Origin of the sequence: Achromobacter seleniivolatilans (assembly GCF_030864005.1) — a bacterium.
Taxonomy (GTDB): Bacteria; Pseudomonadota; Gammaproteobacteria; order Burkholderiales; family Burkholderiaceae_B; genus Achromobacter; species Achromobacter seleniivolatilans.
Genome location: NZ_CP132976.1, coordinates 4,599,167 through 4,615,072, shown reverse-complemented (window position 1 = coordinate 4,615,072; position 15,906 = coordinate 4,599,167). Strand labels below are relative to the sequence as shown.

Annotated in this window: 12 protein-coding genes; 4 read left to right on the top strand and 8 right to left on the bottom strand. The window is 62.6% G+C overall.

Annotated elements, in window-relative coordinates:
* Nucleotides 1–16 precede the first annotated feature (16 nt).
* Nucleotides 17–994, bottom strand: a complete 978-nt coding sequence (locus tag RAS12_RS20730; RefSeq protein ID WP_306939727.1) for a Bug family tripartite tricarboxylate transporter substrate binding protein — start codon at nucleotides 992–994, stop codon at nucleotides 17–19.
* Between the two features lie 24 nt (nucleotides 995–1,018).
* Nucleotides 1,019–2,242, bottom strand: a complete 1,224-nt coding sequence (locus tag RAS12_RS20725) for a YbfB/YjiJ family MFS transporter (protein ID WP_306939725.1) — start codon at nucleotides 2,240–2,242, stop codon at nucleotides 1,019–1,021.
* A gap of 64 nt (nucleotides 2,243–2,306) precedes the next feature.
* Here RAS12_RS20725 and RAS12_RS20720 point away from each other — a divergent pair, with 64 nt between their 5' ends.
* A complete protein-coding gene (locus tag RAS12_RS20720) occupies nucleotides 2,307–3,179 on the top strand; it encodes a LysR family transcriptional regulator (protein ID WP_306939723.1) in 873 nt (290 codons plus the stop codon).
* A 56-nt stretch (nucleotides 3,180–3,235) separates the two neighbouring features.
* On the opposite strand, the gene RAS12_RS20715 is transcribed toward RAS12_RS20720, so the two are convergent.
* The 6 genes from RAS12_RS20715 to RAS12_RS20690 form a co-directional block, all read right to left on the bottom strand.
* Nucleotides 3,236–3,874, bottom strand: coding sequence for an OmpW/AlkL family protein (locus tag RAS12_RS20715; RefSeq protein WP_306939722.1), 639 nt, complete (start codon nucleotides 3,872–3,874; stop codon nucleotides 3,236–3,238).
* Between the two features lie 177 nt (nucleotides 3,875–4,051).
* A complete protein-coding gene (locus RAS12_RS20710) occupies nucleotides 4,052–4,579 on the bottom strand; it encodes a chromate transporter (protein ID WP_306939720.1) in 528 nt (175 codons plus the stop codon).
* The gene (locus tag RAS12_RS20705; protein WP_306939718.1) at nucleotides 4,576–5,145 is read right to left on the bottom strand and encodes a chromate transporter; all 570 of its coding nucleotides are present in this window, start codon (nucleotides 5,143–5,145) and stop codon (nucleotides 4,576–4,578) included. Before RAS12_RS20705 ends, RAS12_RS20710 begins: the two co-directional genes overlap by 4 nt.
* Before the next feature lie 151 nt (nucleotides 5,146–5,296).
* Nucleotides 5,297–6,763, bottom strand: a complete 1,467-nt coding sequence (locus RAS12_RS20700) for a glutamate synthase subunit beta (protein WP_306939716.1) — start codon at nucleotides 6,761–6,763, stop codon at nucleotides 5,297–5,299.
* An 8-nt stretch (nucleotides 6,764–6,771) separates the two neighbouring features.
* Entirely contained in the window at nucleotides 6,772–11,511 is a 4,740-nt protein-coding gene (locus RAS12_RS20695; RefSeq protein ID WP_306939714.1) for a glutamate synthase-related protein, read from the bottom strand.
* Nucleotides 11,512–11,948: 437 nt separating this feature from the next.
* Nucleotides 11,949–12,701 carry a hypothetical protein gene (locus RAS12_RS20690; protein WP_306939712.1) on the bottom strand — a complete coding sequence of 251 codons (753 nt, stop codon included), beginning with the start codon at nucleotides 12,699–12,701 and terminating at the stop codon, nucleotides 11,949–11,951.
* 232 nt (nucleotides 12,702–12,933) lie between these two features.
* Here RAS12_RS20690 and fghA point away from each other — a divergent pair, with 232 nt between their 5' ends.
* From fghA to rpoH, 3 genes are all read left to right on the top strand, one after another.
* Nucleotides 12,934–13,800 (top strand): S-formylglutathione hydrolase, encoded by an 867-nt coding sequence (gene fghA / locus RAS12_RS20685; protein WP_306939711.1) that lies wholly within the window; start codon nucleotides 12,934–12,936, stop codon nucleotides 13,798–13,800.
* Nucleotides 13,801–13,897: 97 nt separating this feature from the next.
* On the top strand, nucleotides 13,898–14,587 hold the full coding sequence (locus RAS12_RS20680; RefSeq protein WP_306939710.1) for a hypothetical protein: 690 nt from the start codon (nucleotides 13,898–13,900) through the stop codon (nucleotides 14,585–14,587).
* A gap of 128 nt (nucleotides 14,588–14,715) precedes the next feature.
* Nucleotides 14,716–15,636 carry an RNA polymerase sigma factor RpoH gene (gene rpoH, locus RAS12_RS20675; RefSeq protein ID WP_371321212.1) on the top strand — a complete coding sequence of 307 codons (921 nt, stop codon included), beginning with the start codon at nucleotides 14,716–14,718 and terminating at the stop codon, nucleotides 15,634–15,636.
* The last annotated feature ends 270 nt before the right edge of the window (nucleotides 15,637–15,906 follow it).

The following is a 15,906-nucleotide window of genomic DNA, read 5'->3' as shown; positions in this document are numbered from 1 at the left end:
GGACGACTCCTAAAGGTTATTGAAGCTGGATGTTTCCAGCCTTGATGACGTGGGCCCACTTGTCGGTTTCGCTCTTGATGAACGCAGCGAATTCCTCGGGCGTGCCGCCGCCGGCCTGGCTGCCGGTGTCGGCGATGGCTTTTTGCACATCCGGTTCTTTCAGGATGCGGTTGAACTCGGCGTTGAGTTTGGCGATGATCGGCGCGGGCGTGCCGGCCGGCGCAACAATGCCCTGCCAGTTGTACGACTCGAAACCGGGCAGGCCGGATTCCGCCATGGTGGGCACGTCAGGCAAAACGGCCAGGCGCTGGGCGGACGTGACTGCAATGGGATGAATTTTCTTACCCTGAATGGCCGGTAGCGCCGAATAGCCCATTTCGAACATCATCGAGATATGGCCGCCCATCAGGTCGGTGGCGGCAAGGCTGCCGCCCTTGTACGGAACGTGCACGATATCGATCTTGGCTTGCTCGCGGAACATTTCACCCGACAGGTGATGCGCGCCGCCCACGCCCGACGAGCCAAACGACAGCTTGCTGGGTTCTTTCTTGGCCAGCGCGATCAGGTCAGCCAGCGTTTTGACCGGCAGCTCATTGTTCACGCTAAGCACCAGCGGGCTGTTCTCGATCAGGATGATGGGCGCCAAATCCTTTTGCGGGTTGTACGGCATTTCTTTCATCAACGACGGGTTGACCGCCATCGGGGCCAGATTGCCGGTGCCGATGGTGTAGCCGTCTGGGGCCGAGCGCGCGATCAGGTTGGTGCCCACCACGCCGCCCGCGCCCGCCTTGTTCTCCACCACGACGGGCTGGCCCAGCGAGTCGCCCAGCTTGCGCGCCAGCAGACGCACGCGGGTGTCGGCAAAACCGCCCGGCGCGTACGGCACGATCATCGTGATGGGTTTGGCGGGCCAGTCGGCGGTTTGGGCTTGTGCGGCGCCGCTGAAGGCGGTGATTGCCGCCAGGGCGGCAATCAGGGGGCGCAATGATTTCATGCTGGGTGCTCCTCGTTCTCTTTTCTAATGTGTACGGCCCTGGGGGCCGATCGCATTATGCCCAGCGCTACTGTCATCTGTCGTGATTTTTCCCAAGCGCCATGCCGACAGCGCCAACATCGCCGCACCGGCTCCCAGCACTTGCGGCAGACCCGCGCCCCAGTGTTCCGCCCAAGAGGCCAGCAGCGGTCCCAGAATCTGGCCCGCGGCGAACGCCGCGGTCATGACGGCGGCTGCACGCGCCGCCGAGGCCTTGGCCGCGCGCCTTGCGGTCAGCATGCCAGCCTGCGTGATCACCATGAACGTGCCGCCCACCAGCAGCGATGCCACGATCACGGCGGCAATGTGGTGCCAGACCGCGACGGTCACCATGCCCAACGCCATCAAGGCTTGGGCGCCCTGCCAGACGGCCTTCTCGTCGCGTCCGCGCGCCAGCCGCGGAACCAGCAGGCAGGACACGGCGGCAGCCAGGCCGAACAAGGGCCAGGCCCATCCAAAGATGGCCGGGTCGGGAATGATCTCTTTCGCCATTGCGGGCAGGAACGTGGCGGGAATGATGTAGCCGATGCCAAAAACGCCATAGTGCAGCGCCAGCCTGGAGATCGAGCTAGGCAGGCGGGCAGGTGCCGCGGCTGCGGCCGAACGGGTGACGGGCGCCGCGTGACGGTTCAGGCCCGGCCACGCGATCGCCGACAAGGCCAAGGTGATGGTGCCCAAGGTCAGCCACATGCCGTCCGCCCGCACATTGCCTGCCATCAGCGCCAGGCAGGCCAGGCCGGTCAGGGCAATGCCCGCCCCTACGCCTGCGTAGGTCACGGCGGCCGCCCCGACTTCGCGCGGGTCGCCAGGCGGCACGGGGCGCCATGCCACCACGCAAATAAAGGCGCTGGCGCTGGCGTAGCCCGCAGCCAGACGCAGCGCAGACCAAGCGGCCACGCTATGGAACAGGGGCATGGCAAGCGTCAGTAACGCCACGGCGAGCAAACTGACCGCCAGCCGGCCACGCAGGCGGCGTACAGGCCAGGCAACGGCGGCCAGCGCACCCAGCAGATAACCGATGTAGTTGGCCGAGGCCATCCAGCCGCCTTGGGTCAGCGACAGCCCGCCCTCTTCGGCCATCAGCGGCCACACGGGCGTAAAGGCGAAACGGCCAATACCCATGGCGGCGGCCAAAGCCAGCGCGGCCGGCCAAGCCAGGCTGGCGGCGTTTTGCGAGGCAGAGACAGAAGGGTAAGCAGGCGTTGACATGCACCTACTCTACGGCTGTACTAATATCTTTAATAGTGAATTATTAAGAACATAGGTTCTTGAAATGAGAAACTTGGATCTGGACGCGTTGCAAATATTCAAGGCGGTGGCCGACCAGGGCGGCGTGGCGCGCGCGGCGCTCCACCTGAACCGGGTGCAGTCGAATGTATCGACGCGGCTCAAGCAGCTAGAAGCATCATTGAACGCCCCGCTCTTCCGGCGTCAAAACCGCCGGCTGGTGCTGTCCGATCAAGGACGCGTGCTGTTGTCGTACGCCGATCGTTTGCTGCGTCTGTCGGATGAGGCCCAGGCTGCTGTACGTGATGGAGCGCCGCAAGGCGTACTGCGCATCGGGACCATGGAAAGCACGGCCGCCGCGCGGCTGCCGCCTATTCTTGCCGCCTATCACGCCGCATGGCCGCAAGTGGGTATTGAGCTGGTGACGGGCACGTCGGGGGCGCTGGCCGCCAAGGTCCGCAACTACGAGATCGAAGCCGCATTTGTGGCGCAGCCGTTTCCCGCTGACGGACTGACGGCAATCGATGCATTCAATGAAGAGCTGGCGTTGATTTCACCGCTGGCTTGGGGCGAGATCAAAAGTCCGCGCGAACTGGGCGATCGAACCGTCATCGCGTTCGCATCGGGGTGCTCGTACCGGCGCATTCTTGAGTCGTGGCTGAACCACGAAGGCATGGCGCCAGGCAGGGTGATGGAGTTTGCGTCGTATCACGCCATCGTGGCGTGCGTGGCCGCCGGGTCCGGCATGGCGATTGTGCCGCGTTCGGTGCTGGCGGTGCTGGCGGCGGAACACTCGGTCCGCGTCAGCGCTTTGTCGGGACCCTTTGGCCGGGCGCAGACTCAGCTGGTCTGGCGCGCCGATGACGATACTCCCGCCTTGCAGGCGCTGCGGCAAGAGCTGCAAGCGTCACAGGCCTGAAGGTTGCGCGGCAACGGCGCGCAACCTTCAGGCCTGCGGATTCAATAAAAAATACTTTAGAAGCGGTAGCCGACGCCGATGGTCGCGACCCACGGGTCGATGCGGGCGGTGCCGATGTGTTGGCCGTCCAGCTTCACCTTCGACTTGATGTCGATGTAGCGAATGTCTGCGTTCATGAACCAGCGTTCATTGATCTTGAAGTCGGCGCCCAACTGCGCGGCCACACCCCAGGAATCGCCCATCTTCAAATCAGAACCCTTCAACGCGCCTTCAGCCTTCGTGTCGAAGAAGTGCGTGTAGTTGATGCCCACACCGATGTAGGGTTGGATCATGCTGTCAGGCAGGATGTGCCATTGCAGGCTCAACGTGGGAGGCAATTGCTTGCTGGAGCCGATCTTGCCCAGGCCGCTGCCGCTGACATCGTGCTGGAACGGCCAGGCGCCCAACAGTTCGATACCGATGTTGCGCGTCACCATATAGCCCAGCGTGAAGCTGGGACGTACGTTGTTGTTGGCGTCCAGCTTCACCGAGCCGTCGAGCACGGTGCCGTTGTTGGAAGAGGGGCGAACCTGCGTCACGCCAACCCGGAACAGCACATCGCCCGCTTCGTGGGCATGCGCGGGAGCGGCGAATGCACCGGCTGCAATCAGGCCGGCGATAGCGGTGGCGCGAATACGCCCGTTCAGCGAAAACATTTTTCTTCTCCGATCTTTCCGTAGGGGTAAGACCACAGGTTCGCAGACCTGCCGCCCGGCACGATTGATATGTGTCAAACCGTGAAAAGATGGAGAACGGGCCGTGGCTGCACTGCAACAAGCAGCGTGTCAGAAGGCGCTACCCCCGGCTCACGATGGCGGCATTGGAAAGAACCATCAAGAAAGCGCCACCAGAAAAACGGCAGCGCCCAGGCCCAGCATGATGAATGGGCTGATGCGTGTGTAGACGAGTGCGGCGGTGGATGCGGCCGCAACGCCCCAAGCCCATGCGCCGCCTTCGGCCGCGCGCAAAATCGTGCATGACGACGCCAGGATCATGCCCGCCGCCACCGGCACCAGCCCGGCTTCAATCGCCCGGATGCAAGCGGTGTGACGGTATCGCGCCCAGACGCGCGCCAGCGCATAAATCAGCAGCGAGCACGGCAGAAAGATTGCGATCGACGCAGCGATGGCGCCGCTCCATCCGCCCACATGCCAGCCTATCAAGGTCACCAGCAGGGACGCCGGGCCCGGCGTAATGCGCGAGAGCGCAAAGTAGTCCAGGAACTGCGCATCGTTGATCCAGCCATAGCCGTCCACTGCCTGGCGGTGGATATCCGGCAGGATGCTTTGTCCGCCGCCCACCGTCAGAAAAGAAAGCGGCGTGAAGACTGAAAACAGATCGTGCAGGGTCGCCAGATTCATGGGCGCGGCTCCTGCCGGCGGATGCGCGTGTAGGCGATAAGGATCGACAGCGGCGCCATCGCGCCCACTACCCACAAAAGCGGCAGCCGCAACAGAAAGATGGCGGCAAACGTCGCGGCCATGATCACTGCCGGCACCACGCCAACCAAGGACCGCCGCGCTGCGCGCAGACCCGTTTGCAGCGATACGCCCACCGCCGCCGCAGCAACGCCGGCCATGCCAACGTGCAGCCCGTGCGACTGCGCCATGCTGGCAAACAGCGCTGCCAACGCAATTGCTACCAACATCGGGGGCACGGTGATACCCAAGCCACCCAGCAAGGCGCCGGGGCCGCCGCGCAGCCGAAACCCGATCCAAATGGCCAGGTTCACCACATTCACGCCGGGAAAGGACTGGGCCAGCGCCAGGCCGGAAAGAAAATCCGCTTCGGACATCCAGCGCCGCTGCTGTACAAATTCGCGCATCATCCAGCCGCTCAAACCCCCTCCGAAACTGGTCAGGCCCACTTTTGTGAATGCCAGGAAAATCTGCGGCAGGGTCGGCGAAGCGATGGGGGCGGTGGACATGAATGCGTACGCGGCAAAGGGATGCCGCATCTTACGGAATTGAAATTGTCGGGCGCCTGAATGGCATTCGCCGCCTTGCACCGGGGGCGCAAGGCGGCGAATGCAGGATGCAGTGCGCAGGGGTGTTACTCCCCGCACACAGCAGGAAAAATCAGCGCGGCAGTTCGCTGCTGCCCATCAGGTACGCATCGACTGAACGGGCGCACTGACGGCCTTCGCGGATGGCCCAGACCACCAGCGATTGGCCCCGGCGCATGTCGCCAGCGGTAAAGACTTTTTCCACATTGGTGCGGTAGTCGTCGGTGTTGGCGCGCACGTTGCCGCGCGCATCGCGATCCACGCCAAAGGCGTCAAGCACGGTCTGCACCGGCGATACAAAACCCATCGCCAGCAGCACCAGATCGGCCTTGATTTCGAATTCCGAACCTTCGACTTCGCGCATCTTCATCTGGCCGGTGGCTTCGTCCTTGAACCATTCCACGCGCGAGCCGATCAGCTTTTCGACCTTCCCATTGCTGCCCTGGAACAGCTTGGTGGTCACGGACCAATCGCGGTCGCAGCCCTCTTCGTGCGAGGACGAGGTGCGCATTTTCAGCGGCCAGTACGGCCACGTCATGGTCTTGTTTTCGGACTCGGGCGGCTGGGGCATCAGTTCGAATTGCGTGACCGAGGCCGCGCCATGGCGGTTGCTGGTGCCCACGCAATCAGAACCCGTGTCGCCGCCGCCGATCACGACCACGTGCTTGCCTTTGGCCAGCGTCTGGTCGGTCAGGCGGTCGCCTGCCACGGCCTTGTTCTGCTGGCGCAGGAAATCCATGGCGTAATAAACGCCCGACAGTTCGCGTCCCGGCACCGGCAGGTCACGCGGCGTTTCCGAACCGCCGCTCATGACCACGGCGTCGAATTCAGCCAACAGCGAATCCGGCGTGCGCACGGTCAGGCCATCGGCCACGGGGTCTTTCGGGCTGCCGATGTAGGTCGACGGCGCGAACTCGACGCCTTCGGCTTCCATCTGCGAAATGCGGCGATCGATCTGGTGCTTTTCCAGCTTGAAGTCGGGAATGCCATAACGCAACAGGCCGCCGATCCGATCGCTCTTCTCGAACAAGGTCACGGCATGGCCCGCACGCGCCAGCTGCTGCGCGCACGCCATGCCGGCGGGGCCTGAACCCACCACGGCAACCTTCTTGCCCGTCTTGCGAGCAGGCACCAGCGGCGCAACCCAGCCTTCCGCCCAGCCCTTGTCGATGATGGCGTGTTCGATCGACTTGATACCGACCGCGTCGCTGTTGATGTTCAAGGTACAGGCAGCTTCACACGGCGCCGGGCAGATGCGGCCCGTGAACTCCGGGAAGTTGTTGGTGGAGTGCAGCACATCCAGCGCACGGCGCCAGTCCTGCTTGTACACCAGGTCATTCCAGTCGGGGATGATGTTGTTGACCGGGCAGCCGTTGTTGCAAAACGGAATGCCGCAGTCCATGCAGCGCGCGGCTTGCTGCTTGGCCTGGTCATCGGTCAAATGCAGCACGAATTCGCGCCAGTTCTTCAGCCGCTTCTGCGGGGCCTCGGAGGCCTCCTGCAGACGCTGAAATTCCATAAAGCCGGTAATCTTTCCCATGGTATCCCTCACGCAGCCAATTGTTGCTGGTTGGCTGCACGCCACATTTCACCCAATGCGCGACGGTAGTCCGTCGGCATGACCTTTACGAATTTGCCGCGCGACGCTTCCCAGTCACCCAGGATCTCGCGGGCGCGGTAGCTGCCGGTGTAGCGGAAGTGGTCTTCCACCAGGCGGCGCAAGATGGTTTCATCCGTCTCGCGTTCGTGACCGCGTTGCGCGCTGTGCCAGACGTCGATGTTGTTCAACGCCTGTTGCTCCGCGTGCGCGGCCACGCCTTCCAGTTCAACCATCGACATGTTGACGCGATGCTTCAACGTGCGCTCCGGGTCCCACACATACGCCACGCCGCCCGACATGCCGGCTGCGAAGTTGCGGCCCGTAGCGCCCAGCACCACCACCGTGCCGCCCGTCATGTATTCGCAACCGTGGTCGCCCGTGCCTTCCACGACCGTGGCGGCGCCCGAGTTACGCACCGCGAAACGTTCGCCAGCCACGCCGTTGAAGAAGGCTTCGCCCGCCAACGCGCCGTACAGCACGGTGTTGCCGGCAATGATGTGGTCGGGGCCAAAGCCGCGGAAGTCGTTAGGCGAGCGCACGATGATGCGGCCGCCCGACAAACCCTTGCCCACGTAGTCGTTGCCTTCGCCCACCAGATCCATCGTGATGCCATGCGCCAGGAACGCGCCGAAGCTTTGGCCGGCGGTGCCGTTGCACTGAATATGGATGGTGTCGTCCGGCAAGCCGTCATGGCCGTAGCGCGAGGCCACAGCGCCCGACAGCATGGCGCCGATCGTGCGGTTGCGGTTGCGCACCGGAACGATGAAGGACACCTTTTCGCCGCGTTCCAGCGCGGGTTTGCTGCGTTCGATCAACTGGTGATCCAGCGCGCCCGCCAGGCCGTGATCCTGTTCTTCGGTCTGACGCACGGATGCGTCGGACTGCGTTTGATGGAACACGCGGGCGAAGTTCAGGCCTTGGGCCTTCCAGTGCTCGACGCCCGAACGCATGTCCAGCAGATCGGCGCGGCCGATCAGGTCGTCGAACTTGCGGATGCCCAATTGAGCCATGATTTCGCGGACTTCTTCAGCGATGAAGAAGAAGAAGTTCACCACGTGCTCGGGCTTGCCTTGGAATTTCTTGCGTAGGACCGGGTCTTGCGTCGCCACGCCCACCGGGCAGGTGTTCAGGTGGCACTTGCGCATCATGATGCAGCCTTCGACCACCAGCGGAGCGGTGGCGAAGCCGAATTCATCGGCGCCCAACAGCGCGCCAATAACCACGTCGCGGCCGGTCTTCATCTGGCCGTCGGCCTGCACGCGGATGCGGCTGCGCAGGCGGTTCAGCACCAGCGTCTGCTGCGTTTCGGCCAGACCCAGTTCCCACGGCGTACCCACGTGCTTGATGGACGACACCGGGGACGCGCCCGTGCCGCCGTCATGGCCTGCAATCACAACGTGATCGGCCTTGGCCTTGGCAACGCCGGCGGCCACCGTGCCCACACCCACTTCGGACACCAGCTTGACCGACACCGAGGCCTTGGGATTCACGTTCTTCAGATCGTGAATCAGTTGGGCCAAGTCTTCGATCGAATAGATGTCATGGTGCGGCGGGGGGGAAATCAGCCCCACGCCCGGCACTGAGTAGCGCAGCTTGGCGATGTATTCCGACACTTTGTGGCCGGGCAACTGGCCGCCTTCGCCAGGCTTGGCGCCTTGCGCCATCTTGATCTGGATCTGATCGGCAGACGACAGGTATTCGGCGGTCACGCCAAAACGGCCCGACGCCACCTGCTTGATCTTTGAGCGCAGCGAGTCGCCCTTCTTCAGTTCCACATCGGCTTCGATGCGGTCAGAGCCCAGCAGCGAGGCCAGCGTGTCGCCGTCCTTGATGGTGCTCTTGCCTTCGCGCATTTCGGCGCGGTAGCGCAGCTCGTCTTCGCCGCCTTCGCCGGTGTTGGACTTGCCGCCGATACGGTTCATGGCCACTGCCAGCACCGAGTGCGCTTCGGTCGAGATCGAACCCAGCGACATGGCGCCGGTGGCGAAACGCTTGACGATATCCTTGGCCGATTCAACATCGTCCAGCGGGATGGCGCGCGACGGATCAAAGCGGAACTCGAACAGGCCGCGCAAGGTCATGTGGCGACGGCTCTGGTCGTTGATGATCTGCGCGTACTCCTTGTACGTGCGGTAGTTGTTGGCGCGCGAAGCGTGTTGCAGCTTGGCGATCGAATCCGGGGTCCACATGTGCTCTTCGCCGCGGACGCGGTAGGCATATTCGCCGCCGGCGTCCAGGTCGTTGGCCAGAACCGGGTCGGTGCTGAACGCAGCGCGGTGCTGGCGCAGCGCCTCTTCAGCAACCTGGAAGATGCCGATGCCTTCAATGTTGGACGAGGTGCCGGTGAAGTACTTGTTCACCAGGCCGCTTTGCAGGCCCACGGCTTCGAAGATCTGCGCGCCGGTGTAGGACATATAGGTCGAGATGCCCATCTTGGACATGACCTTGTTCAATCCCTTGCCAATCGCCTTGATGAAGTTCTTCACGGCCTTTTCGGGGTCATTCATCTTGCCCAGCGATTCGAGCGCCAGGTAGGGGTGAATGGCTTCGGCGCCGTAGCCACCCAAGAGCGCGAAGTGGTGCACTTCACGAGCCGAGCCGGTTTCCACGACCAGGCCGGTATTGGTGCGCAGACCGGCGCGGATCAAGTGCTGGTGAACGGCGGAGGTTGCCAGCAGCGCGGGGATGGCCACGCGTTCGCTGTCGACCAGGCGGTCCGACACGATCAGGATGTTGTAGCCGCTTTGCACGGCATCGACGGCGCGCGCGCACAGCGCGGCCACGCGGGCTTCAATGCCCTCGGGGCCCCAGGCGGCGGGGTACGTGATGTCCAGTTCAAAGCTGCGGAATTTCTTGCCCGTTACCTGCTCGATGTCGCGGATCTGCGCCATCGCGGCGAAATCCAGCACCGGCTGGGACACTTCCAGACGCAGCGGCGGGTTGACGTTGTTGATGTCCAGCAGATTGGGCTTGGGGCCGATGAACGACACCAGCGACATCACCAGCTGTTCGCGGATGGGGTCGATAGGCGGGTTCGTGACCTGCGCGAACAACTGGCGGAAGTAGTTGTAGAACGGCTTGGCGCGATCGGACAGCACGGCCAGCGGGGCGTCATTGCCCATCGAGCCGATAACTTCTTCACCGGTCGACGCCATGGGCTCCAGGATGAACTTGTAGTCTTCCTGGGTCCAGCCAAAAGCCTGCTGGCGATCCAGCAACGCGACGGACGATTGCGTAGCAACAGCCGCCTGGCGCGGAGCCGGAAGCGATTCCAGCTTGATCTGCAAACGTTCGATCCACTGGCGGTACGGGCGGCTGTTGGCCAGTTGCAGCTTGATCTCGGCGTCGTCAATGATGCGGCCTTGTTCCAGGTCGATCAGGAACATCTTGCCCGGCTGCAGGCGCCACTTCTTGACGATGCGGTTTTCCGGGATCGACAGCGTGCCGGCTTCGGACGCCAGGATGACCATGTCGTCGTCGGTCACCAGATAGCGGGCGGGGCGCAGGCCGTTGCGGTCCAGCGTGGCGCCGATCTGGCGGCCATCGGTGAACGCGACGGCGGCGGGGCCGTCCCACGGCTCCATCATGGCGGCGTGATATTCATAGAAAGCGCGGCGGCTTTCGTCCATTTGCGTGTGCTGTTCCCAGGCTTCCGGGATCATCATCATCATGGCGTGGGCCAGCGAGTAGCCCGAGTTCACCAGCAGTTCCAGGCAGTTATCGAACGTAGCGGTGTCCGACTGGCCTTCGTAGACGATGGGGTACAGCTTTTTCAGGTCGTCGCCCAGTACGGCCGACTGCATCATCCCTTCGCGGGCGCGCAGCCAGTTGAAGTTGCCCTTGACCGTGTTGATTTCGCCGTTGTGGGCAATCATGCGGTACGGGTGGGCCAGCGGCCATGCCGGGAAGGTGTTGGTCGAGAAACGCTGGTGCACCAGCGCCAGCGCGGACACGGCGCGGGTATCGGCCAGGTCGCGGTAGTAGCGGCCCACCTGATCGGCCAGCAGCAGGCCCTTGTAGACCACGGTGCGAACCGAGGCCGACGGCACGAAGTATTCCTTGCCGTGAGCCAGATGCATGTTCTGGATGGCGTGGCTGGCCGTCTTGCGAATCACGTACAGCTTGCGTTCCAGCGCGTCCGGCACCATCACGTCGGCGCCGCGGCCGATGAACAGCTGGCGGATCACGGGTTCGCATTCGCGCACAGTGGGCGACATCGGCATGTCGACGTCCACGGGCACATTACGCCAGCCCAGCACGACCTGGCCTTCGGCGCGCACGGAACGTTCCAGTTCCTGTTCGCAGGCCAGGCGCGAAGCGGTTTCCTTGGGCAGGAACACCATGGCGACGCCATATTCACCCGGCGGCGGCAGGATGATGCCTTGCTGGCCCAGTTCGTCGCGGTAAAGCGTGTCCGGGATCTGAATCAGGATGCCAGCGCCGTCGCCCATCAGCTTGTCTGCGCCGACCGCACCGCGGTGATCCAGGTTTTCCAGAATCTTCAGACCCTGCTGGATGATCGCGTGGCTTTTCTTGCCCTTGATATGCGCAACAAAACCGACGCCGCAAGCGTCATGTTCGTTTTTGGGGTGGTAGAGACCCTGGGCCGCGGGCATACCAATGCGGCTGGCATCGATAGGGGTCGCCTTGGGGGTGGGACAGGATTCGATCGGGGTAATTTGGGGCATGGCGCGCTCCGCAGTGAGCCTGCGTCGTAATGTTGCAGTGCAGGAGACGGACAATACCCCCGCTGCAAGTAGGGTGCAATAGGAACAATAGGGGTGTGACCCTAATTATTACTATGCTCCATCATAGGGCATAAATATAGGGACATAACAACAGCCGCATGCTTATTGGCTTGGCGCCAAGGGTGTCCTTGCCAGCGCAGGCAGGGCTTAGTGAAAGTCCCGATTTTGGCGTTATGCGTCCCTAATTTAATAGGGCTGTTGGATGCGAAATATCAATTGAAGATGTGGCAAAAGATGAACACTTTTGCCCGGTATGCCGGTCATCCGTAGGTTGTGGGCCAATCAAGCACGAATCGTCCGCCGCTGCGCCAGCGCGGACGGACGGAGAGACTTGGGACGTCGGAAAAGCAGAACCCGCCTTGAAGGCGGGTTCTGAGTCAGGACGTAGACGGGGTCGGCGTCGAAGTCGGTTCGGTGTCGGCAGGTGCAGCCGTGGCGGCGGGTTTCTTGCGCGGCCGGCCACGCTGGCCTGGGGCCACGCGGCGGCTGGCGGTATGGGCCAGACTGGCAATGAAGCTAGCGCCGCCCAATGCCCACTGGCCGGATACGGCTTGATCGATGCGCTGGGTTTCCTCGCGCGACAGACCGTCGTGCAGCCGCTTGCGGTAATTGGCCTGGCGGTCAAACGGCGTGTTGCCGCAAGCCCAGTAATCCGCATGGTCGGATTGCCATTGGGCAGGCGCCGCAGTCGTATTGCCGGTATGACTGGCCGCGGACGACCAAGGCCAGGAATCGGGGTCTTGCGAGGCGCCGCTGCGCACCGGGTAGGTTTCCAGCCAGACCAAGGCCGGCAGCACCCACGCCCCGGGTTCAAGCAGCGCGGACCGGTATCGGCCTGCAAACACCCGGCCGCCGCGCAATCGCGCCGCCAGGTTGCGGCCCAATGTTTGCATCAGCCTGGGCAGGCCTTCTTCGTCGGCCGGTGTGGCCAGAAGCAATATGCGGTCATTCGCGAGCAGCCAGCCATGCACCGACACGCGATGGCGTTGGGCGGATTCGCCCAGCCAAGTGGCTAGCTGGTTCAGGATGTCGGCCGGCGCGGGTTGCGATGGCGCAGCCAGCGGCGAAATGAAGTTGGCCTGCACCAGTTGGGGCAGCCCGGGGGCGTACAGACGGGGCAGACGGGCCATAGTGTCAGGGCTTGCGTATCTGGAAGAACGGGTTGTCTTCGCTCACGGTATATAAATAGTGCCACGATGAGCGCTGGTCAAGTCCCGTGATCACAATATGGGCACGGAACCGGTTTTTTTTTGTCGTTCGGACCCTATGAGGCGCAGGTTAACATTCGGCGACGGAACGTCGTACCGTGGATATACCCTAACCTGTCCGCGAATTTTTCACCCCCCCAGACCGGAGAAAACCATGCCTGTGGCCTTGGAACTCATTTCCCAGCATCGCTGCTTTGGCGGTTCGCAGCGTTACTACCGCCATGAGTCCGTCGAAATCGGCCTGCCCATGCGTTTTTCGGTCTATGTGCCGCCGCAGGCTGAACACGGTCCGGTTCCCGTGCTGTTCTATCTGGCGGGCCTGACCTGCACCGAAGAAACCTTCATGATCAAGGCGGGTGCCCAGCGTGTGGCGGCCGAGCTGGGCGTCATGCTGGTCGCACCCGATACCAGCCCGCGCGGCGCCAATGTGCCGGGCGAAGAAGAAAGCTGGGACTTGGGCACGGGGGCAGGCTTCTATGTCAACGCCACCACGCCAGCGTGGCGTGATCACTACCGTATGTACAGCTATGTGACCGAAGAGCTGCACGCTATCGTCACGGGCGAAGCGCTGCCGGGCGACGCGTCACGTACCGGCATCTTTGGCCACTCGATGGGCGGCCACGGCGCGCTGGTTCTGGCCCTGCGTAATCCTGGCAAGTTTCGGTCGGTGTCAGCGTTTGCGCCGATCGCCGCGCCCAGTCAATGCCCGTGGGGCAAGAAGGCGTTTGGCGCTTACCTGGGCGACAACGCCGAGGACTGGGCGGCTTATGATGCGTCCGCCTTGATGCGCGCCGCCAGGCAGCCTTTTCCGGGCGGCATCCTGATCGATCAGGGCGAATCAGACCAATTCCTGGCCGAACAGTTGTATCCCGAGGTATTCGAAGCCGCCTGCGCGGCCGCCGATCAGCCGCTGCTGCTGCGCCGGCAAGCGGGCTATGACCATGGTTACTACTTCATCTCGACGTACCTGGAAGATCACATCCGGTTTCACGTCGAACGGCTTGGAAAACCGGCCGGCTGAAAACCGGCTTTTATACTGGGGAGCCTGCCGCCGCAGGCTTGTGGCGCCCTGGGCGCCCCGGGCTGGCGTCTGCGGCGTTTAATTAGGAACGGCTGATTTGATTAACGGTATCGCTCCCTTCGTCTGGATACTTCTGGGCGCCATCGTCGTCCTGCTGCCTGGCATTGCCATGTTGCTGGGCCGCGGCGGTCCGCGCGACGAGCGTGGCCGCCGGATTTTTCAGTTCCGTCCAGTGCGGCGGCTGTTCGGTCTGATGCTGGTGCTGCTGGGTTGTGTGTCGGGTTTGCTCGCGCTGTCCCTGGTGCAGTTTTTCCGGCTGACGACTGACGAGCCCGTCGCCCGCATTGAAATGCGCCAGCAGGCCGAAGGCCAGTTTCAGCTGACCGCAACCGCGCCCGGCGTCAGCCCCAAGCAGTATGTGCTGTACGGCGACCAGTGGCAGATCGATGCCAGGGTAGTCCGGTGGAAGCTGCCGGCTTTGATGGCGGGCGTGCCGCCTCTTTATCGCCTGGAACGCTTGTCCGGGCGGTATAGCGACGTGGCTCGCGAGGCTTCTGCCACGCGCTCGGTGCATGCGTTGGACGACTGGCCCGCTCCGGACCTGGGGTCACTCAAGAAGAGTTTTCCGAACTGGTTCCCCTTCGTAGATGTCCAATTTGGCAGCGGCGCCTATATGCCGATGTTCGACGGGGCCAAATACCAGGTCTATATGGACCCGCGTGGCGCGCTCTTCGTGCGCCCCGATGGTGAGGCTACCGCTGAAGGCTTAAAGCGCTTGGGCTGGTAGGTTGGGCGAGGCCCGCCCAAGGGGCGTAGTCCAAAAAATAAACGGGGACGCGTCAACAAAAAGGAAACTTTGACGCGCCGCAATAGTCGAATTAGCACTCCATCTACTAGAGTGCTAACATCGAATCCATGTCGTTACCCCTTCGCTTTCCGGAGACCCCCGCTATGAAACAACCCAGTACCTCGTTGGCCGCTTCTGGCAACGCCCTGGCGTTGGCCATTGCCAATCCGGGCGCACTTGGCACGATCGACGCTTATATTTCCTCGGTCAACCGCTTGCCGGTACTGTCCGCGGAGCGTGAAACCGAACTGGGCCGTCGCCTGCGCGACCAGGAAGACCTGGGCGCCGCGCGCGAACTGATTCTGTCGCATCTGCGTCTGGTGGTGTCTGTTGCCCGCCAGTACTTGGGCTATGGCTTGCCCCACGCCGACCTGATCCAGGAAGGCAACGTTGGCCTGATGAAGGCCGTGAAACGTTTCGACCCCGAACGCGGCGTGCGTCTGGTGTCGTTCGCCGTGCACTGGATCAAGGCCGAGATTCACGAATACATCATTCGCAACTGGCGCCTGGTCAAGGTGGCAACCACCAAGGCTCAACGCAAGCTGTTCTTCAATCTGCGCAGCATGCGTCCCGATGGCCAGACGCTGGACCCTGAGCAGGTCGATCACATCGCGCGTGAATTGAACGTGCGCCGCGAAGATGTGAGCGAAATGGAAGTGCGCCTGTCCGGCCGCGAGATGTCGCTGGAAAATCAGGATGATGACGATGACAGCTACGCGCCCATCGCCTACCTGTCTGATGATGGCCGTCAGGAACCTACCCGCGTACTGGAACGTGCTGCCCGTGATGAGCTGCAAAGCACCGGTCTGAACAGCGCGCTGGAAGCCCTGGATGCGCGCTCACGCCGTATCGTTGAGGCCCGCTGGCTGCAAGACGATGGCGGCTCCACGCTGCATGAACTGGCGCAAGAGTTCGGCGTATCGGCCGAACGCATTCGCCAGATCGAAGCGGCAGCGCTGAAGAAGATGCGCGGTAATCTGGCTGCTTGAGCTTTCCCTGCCGTGCAAAGAAGGGCCGCAAATAAATATGCGGCCCTTTTCCTTTTGGGCGCGCGAATGAGATGCGTGGTGCTTCCCATGAATAAATTGATACAAATTTGACGCGAAATTTGTCGTTATTACAGAAACTTAATGGGGATCGCACCGCCTAACTTTATGTAGACAGCGAACTCCGGTTAGCAGTCTTGTCATCCGTCTCGGCTTCTCCTCTTTCCCCTCCCCTATGAGACGGATGCTTGCGGGGCACCAAAGATCTATTTG